Raw genomic sequence first — 20,527 nt, forward strand, 5'->3', positions numbered from 1 at the left:
CCATTGGTTAATAAAAATGATAAAAAGACAATTTCTATTGAAATTAAATAGAGATTGTCTTTTAAATTTATCTGAGTCGATTGTTTTATAATCTTACTTCATGTTCTTTATTATATGCTAAATAAGATTGAATGCCTTTAGCTATATCATATTTAGGGTGATAACCTAATGATTCAAGTGGTGTAATGTCAGCACAAGAATGCTTAATATCTCCAAGTCTTGGTGCTTTAAATTGGCATGGGATACTGTACTTGAAGCCCTTCTCAAACGCTTTAAAAACTGCTTTCAGATTTGTTTGTATGCCCGTACCTATGTTGAATATTGAACCACTAGTTGTTGGGGTATTAAGCACAAGCCACATAGCGTCAATTAAATCATTAATGTAAACAAAATCACGAGTTTGTTCACCATCACCATAGAAGGTAAATTCAGTTTGATTGGTAAATTTATGATTCATTATTGAGATGACACCTGAATAATCCGAGTTAGGATTTTGTCTTGGGCCATAAACATTAAAGAATCTGAGACAAGCGCAGGGAATGTCGAACAAATGATTGTAAATCTTTGCATACTGTTCTCCAGCGTATTTCTGTATTGCATATGGAGATAATGGCGACGGTTTAGAGAGAGAAACGGATTTAGGTAAACTTGGTAGATCACCGTAAATGGCTGCCGATGACGCAAATATGAATTTCTTAATTTGCTTATTATACGTTCGAATGGTTTCTAAAAGATGAACTGTGGCATCAATATTAATTTGATTAGATAATGATGGTTTCTCAATCGTTTCAACAACACTCACCATGGCTGCTAAATGAATAACATAATCAAATTGTTCTTGACGTATTAATTGCGTTACAAACTCAAAATCGGTGATATCCTTTACGTAAATATGTTCTTTATTAACAAAGGGAATATTATGTAAGTATCCGGAACTTAAATTATCTATGACATGTACCTCGATATTTTGCTTAACAAAATGTTCGGCTACATGTGAGCCAATGAATCCTGCTCCGCCTGTAATTAATGCTTTCATGTGTGTACTTCCTTTTCTTGATGTCGTTAAATTGTGTAAATTTATTATACTTTATTTTTATAAAAATATAAAATTAGAATAATATAGCTAGGTTGTATCGAAAAATAAGCCACCTTTGACTAATAATTAAAACTTTTCAGATAATGTTAATGTAAGCGATTGCAAAAATAACCCTAAGCATAGTAGAATGAAATTAATGACACAAATTATCATTTTAAGTAAGTCATTGTTTTACTGATTTTTATAATTCTTACAAATACATAGGGGGTAATTAAGAATGGTAGTACCTTTCAAAAATGAACCTGGGATTGATTTTTCAGTACAAGAAAATGTAGAAAGATTTCAAAAAACGTTAGAGCAAGTTAAAAATGAACTTGGTCAAACACTTCCAATTGTGATTGACGGAGAGCAAATTACTAAAGATGATACATTTGATTCAATTAATCCAGCTAATACATCGGAATTAATTGCTAAAGTATCTAAAGCTACTAAGGAAGATGTAGATAAAGCGTTTGAATCTTCAAACAAAGCTTATAAAGCATGGCGTCAATGGTCACATAAAGATCGTGCAGAGTTATTATTACGTGTTGCAGCAATTATTCGACGTCGTAAAGAGGAAATCTCTGCAGTCATGGTATATGAAGCAGGTAAACCTTGGGATGAAGCTGTAGGCGATGCAGCAGAAGGTATCGACTTTATCGAATACTATGCACGTTCAATGATGGAATTAGCAGATGGTAAACCGGTATTAGATCGTGAAGGGGAACATAACAAGTACTTCTATAAATCAATTGGTACTGGTGTTACAATTCCACCTTGGAACTTCCCATTTGCAATCATGGCTGGTACAACATTAGCACCAGTTGTTGCTGGTAACACGGTTCTGTTGAAACCTGCTGAAGACACAGTATTAACAGCGTATAAATTAATCGAAATCTTAGAAGAAGCGGGTCTTCCTAAAGGTGTTGTTAACTTTGTACCTGGTGATCCGAAAGAAATCGGTGACTATTTAGTTGATTCTGTTCATACACACTTTGTTACATTTACAGGTTCACGTGCAACAGGAACTCGTATTTACGAACTCAGCGCAGTTGTTCAAGAAGGACAAACATTCTTAAAACGTGTTATTGCAGAAATGGGCGGTAAAGATGCGATTGTCGTTGATGAAAATATTGATACTGATTTAGCTGCAGAATCAATTGTAACGTCAGCATTTGGTTTCTCAGGCCAAAAATGTTCAGCATGTTCACGTGCCATCGTACACAGTTCAGTGTATGATGAAGTATTAGAAAAAGCGGTAGCATTAACTAAAGAATTAACAGTTGGTAACACTGTAGATAATACATTCATGGGTCCTGTTATTAATAAAAAACAATTCGACAAAATTAAAAAATATATCGAAATTGGTGGAAAAGAAGGTAAAATTGAAATCGGTGGCGAAGCTGATGATTCAACAGGTTACTTCATTAAACCAACAATTATTTCAGGATTAAAATCATCTGATCAAGTAATGCAAGAAGAAATCTTTGGTCCAGTGGTTGGCTTTACTAAATTTGATAATTTCGAAGAAGCGATTGAAATTGCGAATGATACAGACTATGGCTTAACAGGTGCAGTTATCACAAATAATCGTGAAAACTGGATTAAAGCTGTTAATGAATTCGAAGTAGGTAACTTATATCTTAACCGTGGATGTACTTCAGCAGTTGTAGGTTATCATCCATTTGGTGGATTTAAAATGTCTGGTACAGATGCCAAAACAGGTAGCCCAGATTACTTATTAAACTTCTTAGAACAAAAAGTAGTTTCAGAGATGTTCTAAGCAATTAAGATCAATATATAACATGTTCAATAAATTTTAAAATAACATTTCTAAGTAAATAGTCAGTAGATGAATGCAGTCCATTCATTTACTGACTTATTTTTATTTCATTAAACTTGAGATGCTTGCCTAGGGGGTAAAGAAATTCTTAATTGTTTTACATTTTATAATTACTTACCTAAGTGTCAAAGCACATAGGTTCATTATTTAACTTAAATTATTTCGCATTCCAGTGGGAAAGGCTCGTGCCTGTATTCCTCTAAAGGCGCTCTTAGATAGATGATCCACTCACTTAAGTTGCTTCGCGTTCCTGGGGTGCCGTCTCAGCCTGTAGTCTTCGACTGGCACTGCTCCCCTAGGAGTCTTCGCAACTATGTTTCGTATTCTATCTTAGAGCGCCTTACCTAAGTGACATAGCACTTAGGTTCATCTAATAATGGTTCCACTAGGAGTCTCATAACTATGCTACGCTAACTATCTTAGAACTACTTACGTAAATGTTTGAACACTTAAGTTCCTTTTCCCCAGCTTGCTTAGCTTGAAGATTTTCTTATTTAACATCTCTTTGCTGAGCTTCATTCCCAAACTCTATTTATTATCTATATCAACGCTACTTTCTTAAATGAGTATGACTTTAATGTTATATAAAAAAAGAGCCTGGGACATAAATAATATGATGATGCTATTTTGCAAATTCGCAGTAGCTGACTGAACTGAAAATGCGCTTAAATCAAGCTTTTTTCAGTTCTAGTCATCCTTGCGGGGGTGGGACGACGAATTTAAAAAGAATTCTGTCCCACTCCCTTCTAACTAATCTATGAATAGGATGTCATAACATCTTTGATTAGTAGTTTAATAAAATCAATGTGATTATTAATTAAGTTGTGTATAGTCTTGACCATGTAACATCCAACGTACGCCATATTTATCTGTAAAGGCGCCCATTTTTCCACCCCAGAATTGTTCTTTGAGTGGCATTTCAATGTCTATTGAGTCATAATCTTTAATTTTATCGTAAAATTGTTGAACTTTATCTGAATCGTCTTGATTGTTAACATCGAAATCAATAAGTAATGAAATTCCATTATTGATGTTCTCTACACGTCCGAATGAATCAGAGCATAAAATTTTAACACCTAACACTTCAAATTCAGCGTGCATTGTAGCTTCTGCAGCCTGTTCTTTTGTCATGCCAAATTGTTCCGCTTGTTCTTCGCTCACTTCTAATCTTTTGACGTTTGTAGCGCCAAATACTTCTTCGTAATATGCTATTGCATATTTTGCTTTTTCAAATGCTAAATATGGAAATAATTCAGTCATGATAAAACCCCTTTAGTTAGTTTGTAACCCAGTCCATTATATAATGAATAGATGTAAATAGCGATTAATATACGGTCGTGAAACTTTGAATAAAATAGAATGAGTATTCTAATTAATCATGTGCTTTGACATTGATAAGTTTATGAAAGATTTGGTCCATTTGCTTAGGTTTAATCTCGACATTTTCATTCTTTTTCCAATCGATAAATGCATTTAGTACCGAACCGAACACATAGAATACTAGGCTTTTCGGTACTACATTATCATCAGTAATACGATGCATGTTGGTTTTGAAATCCTTTTGCATTATTTCAATTAAATAATTATTGCGAACATCTTCAAACTCTTTATCGTTATATTGCTTGAGTTCAATTCGAGATATCTCTTCTTTATTGAAGGAATTAGCTAAAGTTTGAAAAGGATTATTCAAACGTTCTTTAATATCAGTTGCAAAGTAGTCATCGTGTGTTAATTTTAATAGGTATTTAAGCAATTCATATTTATCGTAAAAATGTTTATAAAAAGTAGTGCGATGAACACTAGCATGCTTACAAATTTTATTAACCGTTAATGTTGTAAACATCTCTTGTTCAAGCAATGAATATAAGCTATCAGTTAATGCCTTTTTAGTTTTAATTACCCGTAAGTCTTTATCATTCAAAATTGTTCTCCCCTAACATAGATAGAAGAATCTAATAAATTTGGTGAAACATAATATTTAATTATAGATTATATAAATACATAAATAAACATGCATTTACATTAAAAATGTAAATTACGTATAAAAAATAAACTGATTAAAAATTTGAAATGTATTGTGTAATGATTTTGACATAGCGTTTTAAAGCGTTTTGAAAGGGTATATTATATCCAAATAGAAACATTGTTTAACTATTAAAAATAAAATTGTAATTTTTATGAATTTATTCTATTTTCCAAGTCTAAATTTATAAATTTATTCTATATGGGAGGATTTTAATTATGAAAGGCACTAAACAATTAGATCAAATTAAAGAAGATAATAAGAAGCAACTTAAAAAATTATTCAAATATGATAAAGATAATGCATTAACATTTAGCAAAGAAGATCGTGAGAAAGTTCAAGATAAATTTGGCGTATATGTTATCTTCGATAAAAAGACGCCTATCTTCGTTGGTCAAACAGGTGGCTATTCTACTGGTTACCAACTTATTACAAAAGACTTATTCAATAAATTAGGTCAATATAATTTAAAATCAGGTGTCGGCACTACCAAATTTAAAAAAGGTTTAGCACAGAAAAAAGGTGTCAATGAAGAGGATATTAAATCAATTACAGCTGAAGATTATAATTTGAAATTCCAATATGTCAATGTTAAAGATGAACCAGCGTTCATTAATGTTTTAGAAATCTTAGCAATTGAGTATGCTAAAGATAAAGGTTATGAATTATATAATTTTAACCAAAACTAATGACATCAATTGATAAGTATAAATGAATTGTTATAAGAGGTTAGGACGATTGAGGGGCTAGGACTTTGAATGAATATTGAATTCTTTCCTATTCCACATGATAGTCCTAACCTTTTTGTTTTCATTTTCTGAAGAGTGGTATTGATGAGTAAAACTTATCTAAAGTAGGAGATACTATGGCAATTCGTGTCCATTTTCAAGACCAAGCAGATCACTTCCATACTGCATGTACATTTTCAGCTATTCCTGAGGATGCCAAACTTGTGTGGATTGATTTTGAGAATCCGACAAAAAACGATCAAGCATTACTTACTCAACGATTCAATATTGCTAGACACCACATTGAGGAATCTGTATTTACAGTTACGAGACCTAAAGTTAGTTATCACCCACAGAAACAGCATTTATATTTAATATTGCATGCGATTAGCCATAATAATTTCTCAGCAGAACCACTGAGTATTACTGTTAAGGGTAATTGGATAATCACGGTCCATAAATATCCTATGGATGTATTATTAGATATCATTACGTCATTCAATAAGTCACCTAAAGCTATAACTGCGATTGAACTAACAACTATCATGGTTGATAAGATTACACATCAATATTTTAAATATGTGGATCATGTTGAAGACACTGTTTTCTCTTTTGAGGATCAAAATGTAGATAAAGTCAATAACCGTAAATTAATGGATGATGTATATAATATTCGTTCTGAAATTATTAAACTGAAACGTGTGCTCATTCCTATGGAACAACTCCTAAATGAAATAATAGATGAATCACCATTAGACGTATCACACGAATATCAACTATTGATTAAACATATTCATAGTAGAATATTAAGACAAACAGATACGTTGATGGCATGTGAGCACATCACAGATGATATTAAAGATAATAATGAGTCTTACCGTTCTAATAGAATTAACGGTGTGATGAATGTCTTAACCATTATTTCGTCTATATTCTTTCCGCTATCATTTTTAACAGGTTGGTATGGCATGAACTTCTCTTATATGCCAGAACTTGATTGGCATTATAGTTATTTCGTCTTTATTGCTATTTCATTAGTGGTTGTTGTGTCGCTCATTACTCTTTTCAAAAAGAAGGACTGGTTCTAACACAAACAAAATAAGCGTATGATTCTACAAGTGCTAGATTCATACGCTTATACCTATTAATGTTGATTCTCTTCATCTAGGAGCCGTTTATATTTGCGTTTGTAATATTTAGACAGTTTCATGTCATGGACAAAAGAAATCACAGGTCGTGCTGTCATTTGAATACTTCCAATCACAAATAGTATCGTGCCGGCAATCATTGTTTGGTCACTAAAGAATAGAAAACTACCTATTAAAAATATAATGCCCAGTACGATATCGTTGATTTGGTATAGGGCTTTGTAGAAGAATGAGATTTGCTTCGCATGATCATCTTCATTAAATTGATTGGTATTAAAATGTAAATCAACATCATCTTTATTTAAACCAGCCATTTTAACACCTCCATTATTTTAAGTAATAACATACTTCCCGTTGTACTTTGATATGAAACTTCTTCATAATGGTCAGAAAGGAGTGGTATGATGTCTTATTCAATGCTTTACGAATCTCCCGTACAAAATTTAGAACTCATTAGTGATGGTGAGTCACTTACACATGTACTCTATAAATATAACGACACAACGGATACTCATCCAACTAATCCTGATTTAGATATTTTTAAAAAAGTGGTTGAGTGGTTAAATGAATATTTCTCAGGAAATCGTCCGCAAATTGATTTTTCACTTAAACCGGAAGGCACTGATTTTCAAAAAAGTGTGTGGCGAAAGCTACAAGAAATAGAATATGAACAATTAAAAACGTATGGTGATCTAGCGAAACGCGTAGGTGAAGAGCGTAATAAGCCGAATATGTCTGCACAAGCAGTAGGTGGTGCAGTAGGTAGCAATCCGATTTCTATTATTATTCCATGTCATCGCGTGGTTGGAAAAGATGGAAGTTTAACAGGATATGGTGGCACGATTAATCATAAAATTAAATTACTTGAGCTTGAGAAAGTAGATATGACTAAATTGTATAGACCTAAAAATTCAACTAAACCATAACACCTTTATATTTACCCAAAAATAAAGAGGCGTTCGAGACAAGAGCCTAAATTGCTCTTATTTCGAATGCCTCTTATTTAATGTTAACGTTATTGAGGAATATGATATTGACGAATATCCTCCTGAATATTTTCTAAGTAGTAAATAGACTTATCGTCATCTGTTTGTTCAGTAGCGTGGTCGAATTCTAAATCATCGAATCGCTTGAAGAAACTTTCATAGTCTTCAACTGAAACTTCTTGACGTTCATTCAATAAAGCTTTATGTCGTTCAATATCTAGTTGTTTTTCATAGCCTTCGACTAACGTAGCACTAAAGAATTCTCCTACAGAACCAGATCCATAGCTAAACAATCCAATAGTTTGACCACCCTTAAGCGATCTATTCTCTAATAATGAAATTAAACTTAGATATAAAGAGCCAGTATAAATATTACCTACATAACGATTATAATATACTGCATCTTCATATCCAGATGTTAAACGTTCTTGCGTCGTTTCATCGGCATCATTGATAATTGAGTCTAAAGCTTTTTTACCCATTTTAGTGAAAGGTACGTGGAAACATAATGACTCAAAGTCAGATAATGTTTTACCTTCACGTCGAGCATATTCGTTCCAACTTTCTTGGAATGATTTAATATATGCATCTTTAGATAACGCACCGGCAACTAATGGATATTTATGTCCAGTTGGTCTCCAGAAGTCATACACATCTTCAGTATATGCAACGGCATCATCATTCAATTCTAAGATACTTGGATTATTTGAAATCAACATAGCTACGGCACCAGCACCTTGTGTCGGTTCGCCACCAGATTGAATACCGTAACGAGCTGTATCACTTGCGATAACAAGTACCTTTTCATTAGGTCGTTTCTCAATGTAGTCTTTAGCTAATTGAATTGCAGGTGTTGCAGCATAGCAAGCTTCTTTCATTTCGAAGCAGCGTGCGAATGGCTGAATACCTAGTAAATTGTGAATTTGTACTGCAGCAGCTTTTGCATTATCGATTGCAGATTCAGTTGCTACAATGACCATTCCAATATGTTTTTTATCATCATCTGTTATAATATCTTTAGCAGCATTAGCCCCCATAGATACAATATCTTGTGATACTGGACTTACTGCCATTTGGGTTTGACCAATCCCAATTAAAAATTTATTTGGATCAACTTGGCGAGCTTCTGCAAGCTTAGCCATGTCTACATAGTATTTAGGTACGTAAAAGTTAATTTTATCGATTCCTATACTCACGGGCACTACATCCTTTCGTTATTCTAATTTTATAAGTCATATTAATAGTAGCTTTTTGAGACAATTTCATTTAAAATGTTCACTAATAGAAAGCGTTTTCATACGGAAAGTTAAATGCAATAACGCATGTCGTTTAATATAGTAATATAATAAAATATGTGAAACTGCATGGTATAACATTGAGTGTGAGATAACTTCTATCGGCTATTATTAATAATCATATTAATAGTTATTTTACCAAATTAAATAACTAAATTACAATTTATATATAAACTACATATAAGGAGATAAAGAATGAAAAAAATTGCTATAGTTAGTGCTAAAAGAACGCCAATCGGTAGATATAAAGGTAAATTAAGAAATTATTCTGCAGTTGAATTGGGAACGACAGCTTTGAAAGGTGCAATCGATTCAGCAAATATTGACCCTAATATAATTCAACAAGTTATCTTTGGTAACGTGCTACAAAGTGGTGTAGGACAAAACCCAGCACGTCAAATTGCGATTAAAGCGGGTGTACCTGATACAACACCAGCTATGACAATTAATGAGGTATGTGGATCAGGTCTTAAAGCAATTATATTAGGAAAACAGTTAATTCAATTAGGTGAAGCGGATGTTGTTGCAGTGGGTGGAGTTGAAAGTATGACAAATGCCCCACAATTAATCTTAAAAGAAGGTCAAGAACCAGTGGAAAGTTTTATGCATGATGGTTTAACAGATGCCTTTCATTATGTACCAATGGGTGTAACAGCTGAGAACATAGCTGAAAAATATGACATCACGCGTGAAATGCAAGATGAGTTCGCAAATCATTCACAAGCTAAAGCAGCTAAAGCGACGCAAGATGGTAAATTTAATAATGAAATCATCGGTATGACTGACGCAGAAGGGGAACAAATGACTTCTGATGAAGGTGTTCGTCCAAATAGTAGTGTTGAGAAGCTTGCGACATTAAAGACAATTTTCAAAGAAGATGGAACAGTAACTGGTGGTAATGCTTCAAGTATTAATGATGGTTCATCTGCACTCATTTTAATGGAGGAATCATATGCTAAAGCGCATGGTTACGACATTTTAGGAATCGTTGGAGATTATGCAGAAGTAGGTTGTGATCCTCAATATATGGGCTATGCACCATTCTATGCTGTTGAGAAGCTACTTGATAAAACGGATAGCAAAATCGATGATATTGATATTGTAGAAATGACTGAAGCATTTGCTGCACAAAGTATACCTGTCAAAGACAATTTGCATATTCCGGATGAAAAATTAAATATCTATGGCGGTGCTATTGCACTAGGACACCCAATTGGTGCCAGTGGTGCTAGATTAGTCACTACTTTAGTGAACGCACTTGAACAAGAAAATAAACGTACGGGTATTGCTACAGCATGTATTGGTGGAGGACTAGGTATCGCTCTAATGATTGATAAAGGGGAATAATGTTATGAAGAGTTTAGATAAGACATTTCGACATTTATCTCGTGAAGATAAATTAAAACAACTTGTTGATTATGGATGGTTAACTGATGAAAGCTACGATGTTTTACTAAAAAATCCATTAATTAATGAAGAAGTTGCAAATAGTTTAATTGAGAATGTAATTGGTCAAGGTACATTGCCTGTAGGTTTATTACCTAAAATCATTGTCGATGATAAAGAATATGTTGTACCGATGATGGTTGAAGAACCTTCTGTAGTAGCTGCTGCAAGTTATGGCGCTAAGTTAGTCAATAATACAGGTGGTTTTAAAACTATTAAGAGTGAACGACTAATGATTGGTCAAATTGTATTTGATGACGTAAGTGATACCGATGCCTTAGCACAAGCAATTTACGATTTAGAACCACAAATTGAACAGATTGCAGCTGAAGCTTACCCATCAATTATAGAACGTGGCGGTGGTTACAGACGTATTGAAATTGATACGTTCCCAGAGAATCAACTATTGTCTTTAAAAGTATTTGTAGATACTAAAGATGCAATGGGCGCCAATATGCTCAATACAATCTTGGAAGCTATAACTGCACATATGAAGAATGAGTTTCCAGATCGTGATGTGCTTATGAGCATTTTGTCTAACCATGCCACAGCCTCAGTAGTACGAGTTCAAGGTGAAATTGATATCAAAGATTTAAATAAAGGTGATCGTTCTGGTGAAGAAGTAGCACAACGCATGGAGCGTGCTTCTGTACTAGCACAAGTCGATATACATCGTGCTGCAACACACAATAAAGGTGTTATGAATGGCATTCACGCCGTAGTATTAGCAACTGGTAATGATACACGCGGAGCAGAAGCAAGTGCACATGCATATGCCAGTCGTGATGGACAATATAGAGGTATTGCGACTTGGAAGTTTGATAAAGAACGTGGTCGCTTAGTCGGAACAATAGAAGTACCGATGACATTAGCAATCGTCGGTGGCGGTACTAAGGTATTGCCAATTGCGAAAGCATCACTTGAATTATTAAATGTTCAATCAGCACAAGAATTAGGTCAGGTTGTTGCTGCTGTTGGATTGGCACAGAACTTTTCAGCATGTAGAGCCTTAGTTTCTGAAGGTATTCAAAAAGGTCATATGAGTTTACAATACAAATCATTAGCAATCGTAGTAGGTGCTCAAGGTGATGAGATTGCTCGTGTTGCCGAAGCATTGAAAACTGCGCCTAAGGCTAATACTGCTACGGCTCAACAAATTTTAAAAGATTTACGACAACAATAACAATATATAGAAAAAGCCACTAATTACGAGTAAGGTTCTTAAATCAAGACCTTGATTCATAAATAGTGGCTTTTATTTATCATTTATATGTCAATATTTATTTTAGTAGATGTAATTAAAATTACGTGCAGACCATTTACTTAAGTAGCGAGTTCCGTATGCGTTCGGTCTATTGTAATTGTATTCAGAAACTTTAATACTACCGTTACTATATACACGTTCAACTACAGCAACGTGGCCATAATAGCCTGCAGTAGATTGCATTACTGCGTAGCGTTTAGGCGTGTGACCAGTTCTATAACCAGAGCGTTTTGCATTGTAATACCAGTTCTTTGCATTTCCCCAACGATTTGATACAGGTTTACCTAGTTGAGCACGACGTTGGTATGCCCACCAAGTACATTGACCTTTCGTATAGTAGTTATATGAAGCGGCTTCAGATACGTGCGTGTGTTCAATGTTTTGATATGTAAAAGTTCCTGCGAACATGATTCCAGTAGCGAGTAAAAGACGTAAAAATAATTTTTTAAATTTCATTTTTGTTCCCCTCAAAATATAAAAGAATTAAAAACTGTATTAATCATATTCGTTAAAAAGGTCTAATACAATATAAGAAACGAATTATACAAGTAACTGTAATATATGAAATATAACAGCGTAATTTGTAACTTATTTTACATTAAAGTAATTTTGCACAATTTAAGATAGTAGCACGGTAATGTCTTAAAGTTCAAAGCATTACTTAATTTAAATGTGAAATTTTTTAAGTTTACCCTATAAAAAAAGCACCATAAAGGCGCTTAGAAATAAAAATAATATATTAAATTCAACTATTATATTCGCAGTAGCTGACTGAACTGAGAAGATGTGCTAATCAGCTATTCTCAGCTCTAGTCATCTTTGCGGGGGTGCGGGGCCCCAGCAAAAAGAATTTCACTAAGAAATTCTACAAGCAATGCAAGCTGGGGCAACGAATTCAAATAGAATTCTGTCCACTCCCAAAAAAAAGCGCCATAAAGGCGCTTGGTGAGATGATACGTCCATGATGTATAATAACAAGTTAGAAATCATACATTTGTGAATTGGTTAAAAACAGCCAATGCTCTTTTAACGATAGTCACGGGTATGTATTCTGGACATGGATTATTTCGAAAATATGACAATACTTCTACTTGGCTCTTCACTTCTTTAGGGAAATTGCTATCTTGATTAATCCAATTTACCAATTCACCTAATGGTGTGTCATCACCAACAAAATTTTGCATAAATTCGTAAAAGCTCAATGCCTCACCTCTTCAATCAATTTGAGCCTATGTGATTATAACATTTTTTTAAAATGAAACATATAGGGTCTGACATTGAATTTGAATTAGACTTGTTCTCGGAAACATTTAGTTTAACTTTACATATTTTTATTTTCTCAAAAATATTTCGTGTATAATGAAATTACAATAATGAACAAAGTGGGTGAGCATTTGGACATCAAACATATGAAATATTTTATGGAAGTAGTTAATCAAGGTGGTATGACAAATGCTTCGAAATCTCTATACATAGCGCAACCGACGATTAGTAAAGCAATTAAAGATATAGAAAATGAATTGAAAATGACATTATTTGATCGTCAAAAGCGTTACCTCGTACTCACTGATGCGGGTAAAATATTTTATAAAAAGTGTGAGGAAATCATAGCGTTATATGATAATATTCCTTTCGAAATTAATGGACTATTAGGATTAGAAACAGGTCATATCAATATAGGTATGTCTGCAGTAATGGACATGCAACAATTTATCTATATACTAGGTGAGTTTCACAAGCTCTATCCAAACGTTACGTATAATTTAAATGAAAGTGGCGGTAAATCTATTGAAACGCGACTTATCAATGATCAAATTGATATTGGAATTACAACTATTCCAATAGATGAGAACGTCTTTGACTATTTACCATTATATAGTGAAGATTTGAGATTAGTTGTAAGTAAAGAACATGACCTTGCATCACGTGAATCTGTTACAATGGCAGAACTTAAGAATGAAGATTTTATATTGTTTAACGAAGACTTTTACCTTAATGATAAAATTATTGCCGCAGCTAAAAATGCAGGTTTTCTCCCAAATACGGTTTCAAATGTCTCGCAATGGAACTTTATTGAGTATCTGTTGCTGGCACGTTTAGGTGTAAGTATCTTACCAGAGCACATCGCTAACATGCTCAAAGACAACATCAGAAGTATTAAGATTGAGGATACTGGCATGAGTTGGGAATTAGGTGCAATTTGGAAAAAGGATAAACTATTAAGTCATGCTACCTCTAAATGGATAGAATTTATGAGCAAGAGATTAAAATATGACTAAATGATACTTCATAACAACAAACACAATAAATAGATAAATAAAAATAGAGAAGCGTTTAAACGAAACGCTTCTCTATTTTTTTATCGTAAAGCCATTATGGACATAATAATATTGTCATCGACATTCAACTACACCAATACGTATAGATATTAAAGCGATTACATAGAAAAAAACTATAGGTGGTATTTAAAATGGATATTTTTCTATTTTCTTAGGTTGAATTAGAATGATGAATATAGGTTTAAATTTCACTGTAACAATTTCGACATATTTTAGTGGGAGGTCAGTCATCTTGAAAAAAGTATTATTTATTTCAAAAGTTATCATACAAATTGCCATTATCATAGTCATTAGTTACTTAGGTAGTTTATTGCAAACATTATTGCATATACCACTAGCTGGAAGTATCGTAGGCATGATATTGTTGTACATTTTACTTGAACTGAAAGTGATAAGTATGAATTGGATATCTGACGGCGCAGAATTTCTATTAGCTACAATGGTGTTTTTCTTTATACCTTCTGTAGTAGGAATAATGGATGTTGTTTCTGATATTACGAAGAGTTATATCATTTTCTTCTTATTAATTATTGTAGGTACAAGTTGCGTTGCACTAGCTTCTGGTTACATCGCTGAAAAGATGGTTAAACAACCTAACGTTAAGAGAGGTCATCATTAGTATGACATTCATTCAAGCTATCTTAATGATATTGTTGACCGTCGTTATGTATTTTGCTGCAAAAAAGCTTCAACAAAAATATGATAATCCATTTTTGAACCCAGCGTTAGTAGGTTCGGTTGGTGTCATTATTGTATTATTGTTAACACATCAAAACTATCATGATTATATGACAGGTGGTAAATGGATCAATCATTTATTGAATGCCACTGTTGTATGTTTAGCTTACCCACTATATAAGAATCGACATAAAATTATTGAGAATTTAAGTATTATCTTTTCAAGCGTGATGGTTGGCGTAATACTTAATTTTGTGTTAGTGTTTACCTCGTTAAACTTATTGGGTTACGACGAGGAGACGATAGTAACAATATTACCACGTTCAATAACAGCTGCTGTAGGTATCGAAGTATCACAGGAATTAGGTGGTACTGATACGATTACAGTATTATTCATTATAACTACAGGTTTAATAGGTAGTATGATGGGATCAATGTTATTGAAAGTAGGTAATTTTAAGACCTCTATTGCCAGAGGGTTAACATATGGGAATGCATCACACGCTTTCGGTACCGCAAAAGCATTAGAACACGATATTGAATCTGGTGCATTCAGTTCAATTGGAATGATATTAACTGCTGTAATTAGTTCAATACTTATTCCAATTATGATTATTTTATTCTACTAAAGGGAAGATATTGTACTCGTTTAAAAAGAGAAAGGAGCTATTGTAATAATGGCGAAGATAAAAGCAAACGAAGCATTAGTTAAAGCGTTAGAAGCATGGGATATTGATCACTTATATGGTATTCCAGGGGATTCAATTGACGCAGTAGTAGATAGTTTACGTACTGTTAGAGACTCATTTAAATTCTATCATGTACGTCATGAAGAAGTAGCAAGTTTAGCTGCAGCTTCATACACTAAAATGACAGGTAAAATTGGGGTAGCATTAAGTATTGGTGGTCCTGGTATCGTTCACTTATTAAATGGTATGTATGATGCAAAAATGGATCGCGTACCTCAATTAATTTTAGCAGGTCAAACAAATAGTACTTTATTAGGTACAAAAGCGTTCCAAGAAACAAACATAACTGATATGGTTTCAGATGTATCTGTATATAATCACCAAATTCAAAAAGGTGATAACGTATTTGAAATTGTTAACGAAGCTATTCGTACAGCATACGAAAAACGTGGTGTAGCAGTAGTTGTATGTCCTAATGACTTATTAACTCAAAAAATTAAAGACACAACTCATCGTGCTATAGACACTACTAAACCAAAAGCACCAACTCCAACATTACGTAGCATTAAAAAAGCTGCAAAATTAATCGATAAAAGTAAAAAACCAGTAATGATTATTGGTGTAGGTGCACAAAATGCTAAAGATGAATTACGTGAATTTGTAGAAGCGGCTAAAATTCCAGTAATTCATACGTTACCAGCTAAAACAATCATTCCTGATGATCACCCATATAGCATCGGTAACTTAGGTAAAATCGGTACCAAAACATCTTACCAAACAATTCAAGATGCCGATTTATTAATCATGGCAGGTACTAACTACCCTTACGTTGACTACCTACCTAAGAAAAATATTAAAGCAATTCAAATTGATACAAACCCAGATGTAATTGGACATCGTTTCAGTGTCAATGTTGGTATCGTTGGTGACGCTAAACTTGCTTTCCATCAATTAACTGATGTTATCAAACACGTACCACAACGCCCATTCTTAGAAAAAACATTAGAACGTAAAGCTGTTTGGGATAAATGGATGGAACAAGACATGAATCAAGAAAGCACACCAATCCGCCCAGAACGTTTAATGAAATCAATTAGTAAATATAGTGACGATGACGCTGTATTCTCAATCGATGTAGGTACATCTACAGTTTGGTCAACACGTTACCTAAACTTATCAGTAAATAATAAATTTATTATATCTTCTTGGTTAGGTACAATGGGTTGCGGACTTCCAGGAGCAATTGCTTCTAAAATCGCTTTCCCTAAACGTCAAGCTATCTCAATTAGCGGTGACGGTGCATTCCAAATGGTAATGCAAGACTTTGCAACTGCTGTTCAATATGACTTACCAATGACAATCTTTGTTATGAATAACAAACAATTATCATTTATTAAATATGAACAACAAGCTGCAGGTGAATTAGAATATGCCATTGATTTCTCTGATATGGACCATGCTAAATTCGCTGAAGCTGCAGGCGGTAAAGGTTATGTATTAAAAGATCCTAGCCGTATCGATGAAGTAGTAGAAGCAGCGTTAAATGAAAATGTACCAACAATCGTTGATGTACATGTTGATCCAAATGCTGCACCATTACCAGGTAAAATTGTTAATGAAGAAGCAATCAACTATGGTAAATGGGCTTACAGATCAATCACTGAAGATAAAAAATTAGACTTCGACGAAATCCCACCAATTTCTGTCGCTGCTAAACGTTTCTTATAATAGATACTTCAATCGCTAATAGCGCTTGATAAATGTTGTCGGCAAACTTTTGATTTTGTCGGCAACAATTTTTATAAAAAAGTATTGAAAACGTTTTATCAAATGTATATAATATAAATTAATTGAAAAAAGAACTGCGTGTTACTATTAAATTAGGCATAAGCAATCAATGAGATTAGGGCATTTAATAGCCTTAATTAAAATACAATTCTCTGTTAGACGATGTTATAGCGTCACATGGCCTTGTATTTTGAAAGTAGAAGAGAGATAAAAGGGACAAATATACATGATGTAAATCAACGTATAGTAATTTTATTTCTTAAACTTACTTTTCTCAGTATTGCTTATGTCTTTTTTGTGTCATCAAGTTCAATATGAGTAGAAGGGAATAAGGATTATGTTTAAGAAATTTTTCGGTCAATTGCAACGTATCGGTAAAGCATTGATGTTACCTGTTGCAATCTTACCAGCTGCCGGGATTTTATTAGCATTTGGTAATGCAATGCACAATGAACAACTTGTTAAAATTGCACCATGGCTAAAAATGGATGTCTTCGTTATGATTTCGTCTGTAATGGAAGCAGCCGGACAAATTATATTTGATAACTTACCATTGCTATTTGCAGTTGGTACAGCACTTGGATTAGCTGGCGGTGACGGTGTTGCGGCTTTAGCAGCATTAGTTGGTTACTTAATTATGAATGCCACTATGGGTCAAATCATGCATATCACGATTGATGATATTTATAGTTACGCTGATGGCGCTAAAGAACTTAGTCAAGCGGATAAATTACCAGCATATGCTTTAATCTTAGGTATACCAACACTTCAAACGGGTGTGTTTGGTGGTATTATCATGGGGGCACTTGCTGCTTGGTGTTATAACAAGTACTATAATATTACGTTACCTCCATTCTTAGGATTCTTTGCAGGTAAACGCTTCGTGCCAATCGTAACATCATTAGTTGCAATCGTTACAGGTATTGCATTATGTTTCGTTTGGCCTCCAATTCAAGAAGGATTAAATAGCTTATCAAACTTCTTATTAAATAAGAACTTAACATTAACAACATTTATCTTTGGTATTATTGAACGTTCATTAATTCCATTTGGTTTACATCATATTTTCTATGCACCGTTCTGGTTCGAATTTGGCCATTACACAAACCATGCAGGCGAACTCGTTCGTGGTGACCAACGTATTTGGATGGCACAATTGAAAGATGGTGTACCATTCACAGCGGGTGCATTTACTACAGGTAAATATCCATTTATGATGTTTGGTTTACCAGCAGCAGCATTAGCAATTTATAAAAATGCTCGCCCTGAACGTAAAAAAGTGGTTGGTGGTTTAATGTTATCAGCTGCTTTAACATCATTCTTAACTGGTATTACTGAGCCATTAGAATTCTCATTCTTGTTCGTAGCACCATTATTATATGTTATTCACGTATTCTTAGCAGGTTCATCATTCTTAATCATGCACTTACTTGATGTTAAGATTGGTATGACATTCTCAGGTGGATTTATCGACTATGTCCTTTATGGTTTATTAAACTGGGATCGTACACACGCCTTATTAGTTATTCCAGTTGGATTAGTTTATGCAGTTGTTTACTACTTCTTATTCAACTTTGCAATTAAGAAATTTAATCTTAAAACACCTGGCCGTGAAGATGAAGAACAAGAAATCCGTAACTCAAGTGTTGCGAGATTACCGTTTGATGTATTAGATGCAATGGGTGGTAAAGAAAATATCAAACATTTAGATGCTTGTATCACACGTTTACGTGTTGAAGTAAACGATAAATCTAAAGTAGATGTTCAAGGATTAAAAGCATTAGGTGCTTCTGGTGTCCTTGAGGTTGGTAATAACATGCAAGCAATCTTTGGTCCAAAATCAGACCAAATTAAACATGATATGTCACTTATCATGAAAGGTGAAATTACGAAACCTAGTGAAACAACAGTTACTGAAGAAGTTTCTGATGAACCTGTTCATGTTGAAGATATTAAAGAAACTGAAATCTATGCACCTGGAACTGGACATATTATTCCATTATCTGAAGTGCCAGACAAAGTATTCTCTGAAAAAATGATGGGTGACGGTGTTGGTTTCGTTCCAGAAAAAGGAGAAATCGTGGCACCATTCGATGGTATAGTTAAAACAATCTTCCCAACTAAACATGCGATTGGATTAGAATCTGAAACTGGCGTAGAAGTTCTTATCCATATCGGTATTGATACGGTGAAATTAAACGGTGAAGGTTTCGAAAGTTTAGTTAATGCAGATGAGCCTGTAACACAAGGGCAACCATTAATGAAGATTAACCTAGCTTACCTTAAAGAACATGCGCCAAGCACAGTTACACCAATCATTATTACTAACTTGGGCGATAAAACATTAACAGTTGAAGATGTTGAATCAGTAGACCCAGGAAAAGCAATTATGAAAATTAAATAATATTAAAATAAACCTCTTGTCAGAAATAATGACAGGAGGTTTTTTGCAATACAGTGATTGAGTTTTACCATAGTTCTACAGCACTATAGAGTAATAAAACTGTGATAATTACATTAATGATTTTATAATGTTGTTGATAGATTCGATTCATCATTTGTCCTAAAAGACTCCATACGATTGCGCCTGCAATACCAATAACAATGAGTAAAACCGAGCGTACAAAAGTAGAATTCCAAGTATCAGGTAAAGTGAACGTTGTTAAACCAGTTAAAAAATATAACATTGCTTTAACATTCGTAGCTTGAATCAATATACCTTTGAGTACAGGGCGATCTAAAGCCTCTTTTGCACTATCAGGTTTTGAAATCAACACATGATACGCAAGATATAGTAAGTAAATCGTACCTATAATTTTCATGATAAAAATAAAGCTATGATTATGTTTTAAAGGTTCTGAGAACACTAAAGCGATCGCCAATGTAAATAAAATACCTATAAGTACACCCAAATTAAAAGGTAAGGCTCTAATAAATCCTTTACGTTGACCTTCGGACATTGCCATGATGGTGTTAGGTCCGGGAGTGAATGACATGGTAGTAATAAAAAGCAAGTAAGAGAACAAACACATCGCTCCTCTCAAAAAGTTGAATAAGACTATTCTAAAACCAATGGATATGAAAATGATATAAAATTTAGATAATTCTGATAAATAAGATTTGATTTTATCAAAATAAGACATTTAACCACTAATTGCACTTAATCGAAATACGCATAGAATGGTAAAAGGTCATTTTAAATTTATATATTAAATGTGTATAAAG

General features: G+C 33.7%; 19 protein-coding genes. 11 read left to right on the top strand and 8 right to left on the bottom strand.

Annotated elements, in window-relative coordinates:
- Window positions 1-85: 85 nt before the first annotated feature.
- Complete coding sequence (locus tag SBL16_RS06655) at window positions 86-1,036, bottom strand: NAD-dependent epimerase/dehydratase family protein (protein ID WP_107611611.1); 951 nt, start codon at window positions 1,034-1,036, stop codon at window positions 86-88.
- A 277-nt stretch (window positions 1,037-1,313) separates the two neighbouring features.
- On the opposite strand from SBL16_RS06655, the gene pruA reads away from it, so the two are divergent.
- Window positions 1,314-2,858, top strand: a complete 1,545-nt coding sequence (gene pruA / locus SBL16_RS06660; protein WP_317953343.1) for an L-glutamate gamma-semialdehyde dehydrogenase — start codon at window positions 1,314-1,316, stop codon at window positions 2,856-2,858.
- A gap of 873 nt (window positions 2,859-3,731) precedes the next feature.
- Here pruA and SBL16_RS06665 read toward each other — a convergent pair.
- Window positions 3,732-4,178 (bottom strand): VOC family protein, encoded by a 447-nt coding sequence (locus tag SBL16_RS06665; protein ID WP_107611613.1) that lies wholly within the window; start codon window positions 4,176-4,178, stop codon window positions 3,732-3,734.
- 112 nt (window positions 4,179-4,290) lie between these two features.
- A complete protein-coding gene (locus SBL16_RS06670; RefSeq protein WP_107611614.1) occupies window positions 4,291-4,839 on the bottom strand; it encodes a TetR/AcrR family transcriptional regulator in 549 nt (182 codons plus the stop codon).
- Window positions 4,840-5,159: 320 nt separating this feature from the next.
- Here SBL16_RS06670 and SBL16_RS06675 point away from each other — a divergent pair, with 320 nt between their 5' ends.
- Both SBL16_RS06675 and SBL16_RS06680 read left to right on the top strand, forming a co-directional pair.
- A complete protein-coding gene (locus SBL16_RS06675) occupies window positions 5,160-5,630 on the top strand; it encodes a hypothetical protein (RefSeq protein ID WP_011274829.1) in 471 nt (156 codons plus the stop codon).
- A 176-nt stretch (window positions 5,631-5,806) separates the two neighbouring features.
- Window positions 5,807-6,757 carry a CorA metal ion transporter family protein gene (locus SBL16_RS06680; protein WP_107611615.1) on the top strand — a complete coding sequence of 317 codons (951 nt, stop codon included), beginning with the start codon at window positions 5,807-5,809 and terminating at the stop codon, window positions 6,755-6,757.
- Between the two features lie 56 nt (window positions 6,758-6,813).
- Here SBL16_RS06680 and SBL16_RS06685 read toward each other — a convergent pair whose 3' ends face one another.
- Window positions 6,814-7,131: a YrhK family protein gene (locus SBL16_RS06685; RefSeq protein WP_107611616.1), complete on the bottom strand. Its 318-nt coding sequence runs from the start codon at window positions 7,129-7,131 to the stop codon at window positions 6,814-6,816.
- A gap of 90 nt (window positions 7,132-7,221) precedes the next feature.
- Between SBL16_RS06685 and SBL16_RS06690 the strand changes: the two genes are divergently transcribed.
- Window positions 7,222-7,743 (top strand): methylated-DNA--[protein]-cysteine S-methyltransferase, encoded by a 522-nt coding sequence (locus SBL16_RS06690; RefSeq protein WP_317953348.1) that lies wholly within the window; start codon window positions 7,222-7,224, stop codon window positions 7,741-7,743.
- Window positions 7,744-7,832: 89 nt separating this feature from the next.
- Here SBL16_RS06690 and SBL16_RS06695 read toward each other — a convergent pair whose 3' ends face one another.
- The gene (locus tag SBL16_RS06695) at window positions 7,833-8,999 is read right to left on the bottom strand and encodes a hydroxymethylglutaryl-CoA synthase (RefSeq protein WP_107611618.1); all 1,167 of its coding nucleotides are present in this window, start codon (window positions 8,997-8,999) and stop codon (window positions 7,833-7,835) included.
- Between the two features lie 294 nt (window positions 9,000-9,293).
- Between SBL16_RS06695 and SBL16_RS06700 the strand changes: the two genes are divergently transcribed.
- Window positions 9,294-10,445, top strand: a complete 1,152-nt coding sequence (locus SBL16_RS06700) for a thiolase family protein (protein WP_053016095.1) — start codon at window positions 9,294-9,296, stop codon at window positions 10,443-10,445.
- Between the two features lie 4 nt (window positions 10,446-10,449).
- Entirely contained in the window at window positions 10,450-11,727 is a 1,278-nt protein-coding gene (locus tag SBL16_RS06705; protein ID WP_107611619.1) for a hydroxymethylglutaryl-CoA reductase, degradative, read from the top strand.
- Window positions 11,728-11,829: 102 nt separating this feature from the next.
- On the opposite strand, the gene SBL16_RS06710 is transcribed toward SBL16_RS06705, so the two are convergent.
- Window positions 11,830-12,264, bottom strand: coding sequence for a CHAP domain-containing protein (locus SBL16_RS06710; RefSeq protein WP_107611620.1), 435 nt, complete (start codon window positions 12,262-12,264; stop codon window positions 11,830-11,832).
- A gap of 530 nt (window positions 12,265-12,794) precedes the next feature.
- Window positions 12,795-13,010, bottom strand: coding sequence for a sterile alpha motif-like domain-containing protein (locus SBL16_RS06715; RefSeq protein ID WP_107611622.1), 216 nt, complete (start codon window positions 13,008-13,010; stop codon window positions 12,795-12,797).
- Window positions 13,011-13,202: 192 nt separating this feature from the next.
- Here SBL16_RS06715 and cidR point away from each other — a divergent pair, with 192 nt between their 5' ends.
- The 5 genes from cidR to ptsG all read left to right on the top strand — a co-directional run bounded on the left by cidR (window position 13,203) and on the right by ptsG (window position 19,706).
- Entirely contained in the window at window positions 13,203-14,087 is an 885-nt protein-coding gene (gene cidR / locus SBL16_RS06720; RefSeq protein WP_107611623.1) for a cidABC operon transcriptional activator CidR, read from the top strand.
- 292 nt (window positions 14,088-14,379) lie between these two features.
- Entirely contained in the window at window positions 14,380-14,766 is a 387-nt protein-coding gene (locus tag SBL16_RS06725) for a CidA/LrgA family protein (protein ID WP_107611624.1), read from the top strand.
- A 1-nt stretch (window position 14,767) separates the two neighbouring features.
- On the top strand, window positions 14,768-15,454 hold the full coding sequence (locus tag SBL16_RS06730) for an LrgB family protein (protein ID WP_053016100.1): 687 nt from the start codon (window positions 14,768-14,770) through the stop codon (window positions 15,452-15,454).
- 48 nt (window positions 15,455-15,502) lie between these two features.
- On the top strand, window positions 15,503-17,242 hold the full coding sequence (locus tag SBL16_RS06735) for a pyruvate oxidase (RefSeq protein ID WP_037538548.1): 1,740 nt from the start codon (window positions 15,503-15,505) through the stop codon (window positions 17,240-17,242).
- A gap of 397 nt (window positions 17,243-17,639) precedes the next feature.
- Window positions 17,640-19,706 carry a glucose-specific PTS transporter subunit IIBC gene (gene ptsG / locus SBL16_RS06740; RefSeq protein WP_107613179.1) on the top strand — a complete coding sequence of 689 codons (2,067 nt, stop codon included), beginning with the start codon at window positions 17,640-17,642 and terminating at the stop codon, window positions 19,704-19,706.
- A 64-nt stretch (window positions 19,707-19,770) separates the two neighbouring features.
- Here the strand turns inward: ptsG and SBL16_RS06745 are convergent, their stop codons facing one another.
- A complete protein-coding gene (locus SBL16_RS06745) occupies window positions 19,771-20,298 on the bottom strand; it encodes a LysE family translocator (RefSeq protein WP_107611644.1) in 528 nt (175 codons plus the stop codon).
- Window positions 20,299-20,527: the final 229 nt, after the last annotated feature.

Source organism: Staphylococcus sp. NWU MK-U1 (assembly GCF_033283505.1).
Taxonomy (GTDB): Bacteria; Bacillota; Bacilli; order Staphylococcales; family Staphylococcaceae; genus Staphylococcus; species Staphylococcus haemolyticus.

Excerpts from the sequence above, each read along its gene's own strand:
- SBL16_RS06745 (WP_107611644.1), bottom strand. The coding sequence starts at position 20,298 with ATGTCATTCACTCCCGGACCTAACACCATCATGGCAATGTCCGAAGGT.
- SBL16_RS06730 (WP_053016100.1), top strand. The coding sequence starts at position 14,768 with ATGACATTCATTCAAGCTATCTTAATGATATTGTTGACCGTCGTTATG.
- SBL16_RS06675 (WP_011274829.1), top strand. The coding sequence starts at position 5,160 with ATGAAAGGCACTAAACAATTAGATCAAATTAAAGAAGATAATAAGAAG.
- SBL16_RS06665 (WP_107611613.1), bottom strand. The coding sequence starts at position 4,178 with ATGACTGAATTATTTCCATATTTAGCATTTGAAAAAGCAAAATATGCA.
- SBL16_RS06735 (WP_037538548.1), top strand. The coding sequence starts at position 15,503 with ATGGCGAAGATAAAAGCAAACGAAGCATTAGTTAAAGCGTTAGAAGCA.
- SBL16_RS06680 (WP_107611615.1), top strand. The coding sequence starts at position 5,807 with ATGGCAATTCGTGTCCATTTTCAAGACCAAGCAGATCACTTCCATACT.
- SBL16_RS06705 (WP_107611619.1), top strand. The coding sequence starts at position 10,450 with ATGAAGAGTTTAGATAAGACATTTCGACATTTATCTCGTGAAGATAAA.
- SBL16_RS06655 (WP_107611611.1), bottom strand. The coding sequence starts at position 1,036 with ATGAAAGCATTAATTACAGGCGGAGCAGGATTCATTGGCTCACATGTA.
- SBL16_RS06685 (WP_107611616.1), bottom strand. The coding sequence starts at position 7,131 with ATGGCTGGTTTAAATAAAGATGATGTTGATTTACATTTTAATACCAAT.
- SBL16_RS06690 (WP_317953348.1), top strand. The coding sequence starts at position 7,222 with ATGTCTTATTCAATGCTTTACGAATCTCCCGTACAAAATTTAGAACTC.
- pruA (WP_317953343.1), top strand. The coding sequence starts at position 1,314 with ATGGTAGTACCTTTCAAAAATGAACCTGGGATTGATTTTTCAGTACAA.
- SBL16_RS06700 (WP_053016095.1), top strand. The coding sequence starts at position 9,294 with ATGAAAAAAATTGCTATAGTTAGTGCTAAAAGAACGCCAATCGGTAGA.
- SBL16_RS06710 (WP_107611620.1), bottom strand. The coding sequence starts at position 12,264 with ATGAAATTTAAAAAATTATTTTTACGTCTTTTACTCGCTACTGGAATC.
- ptsG (WP_107613179.1), top strand. The coding sequence starts at position 17,640 with ATGTTTAAGAAATTTTTCGGTCAATTGCAACGTATCGGTAAAGCATTG.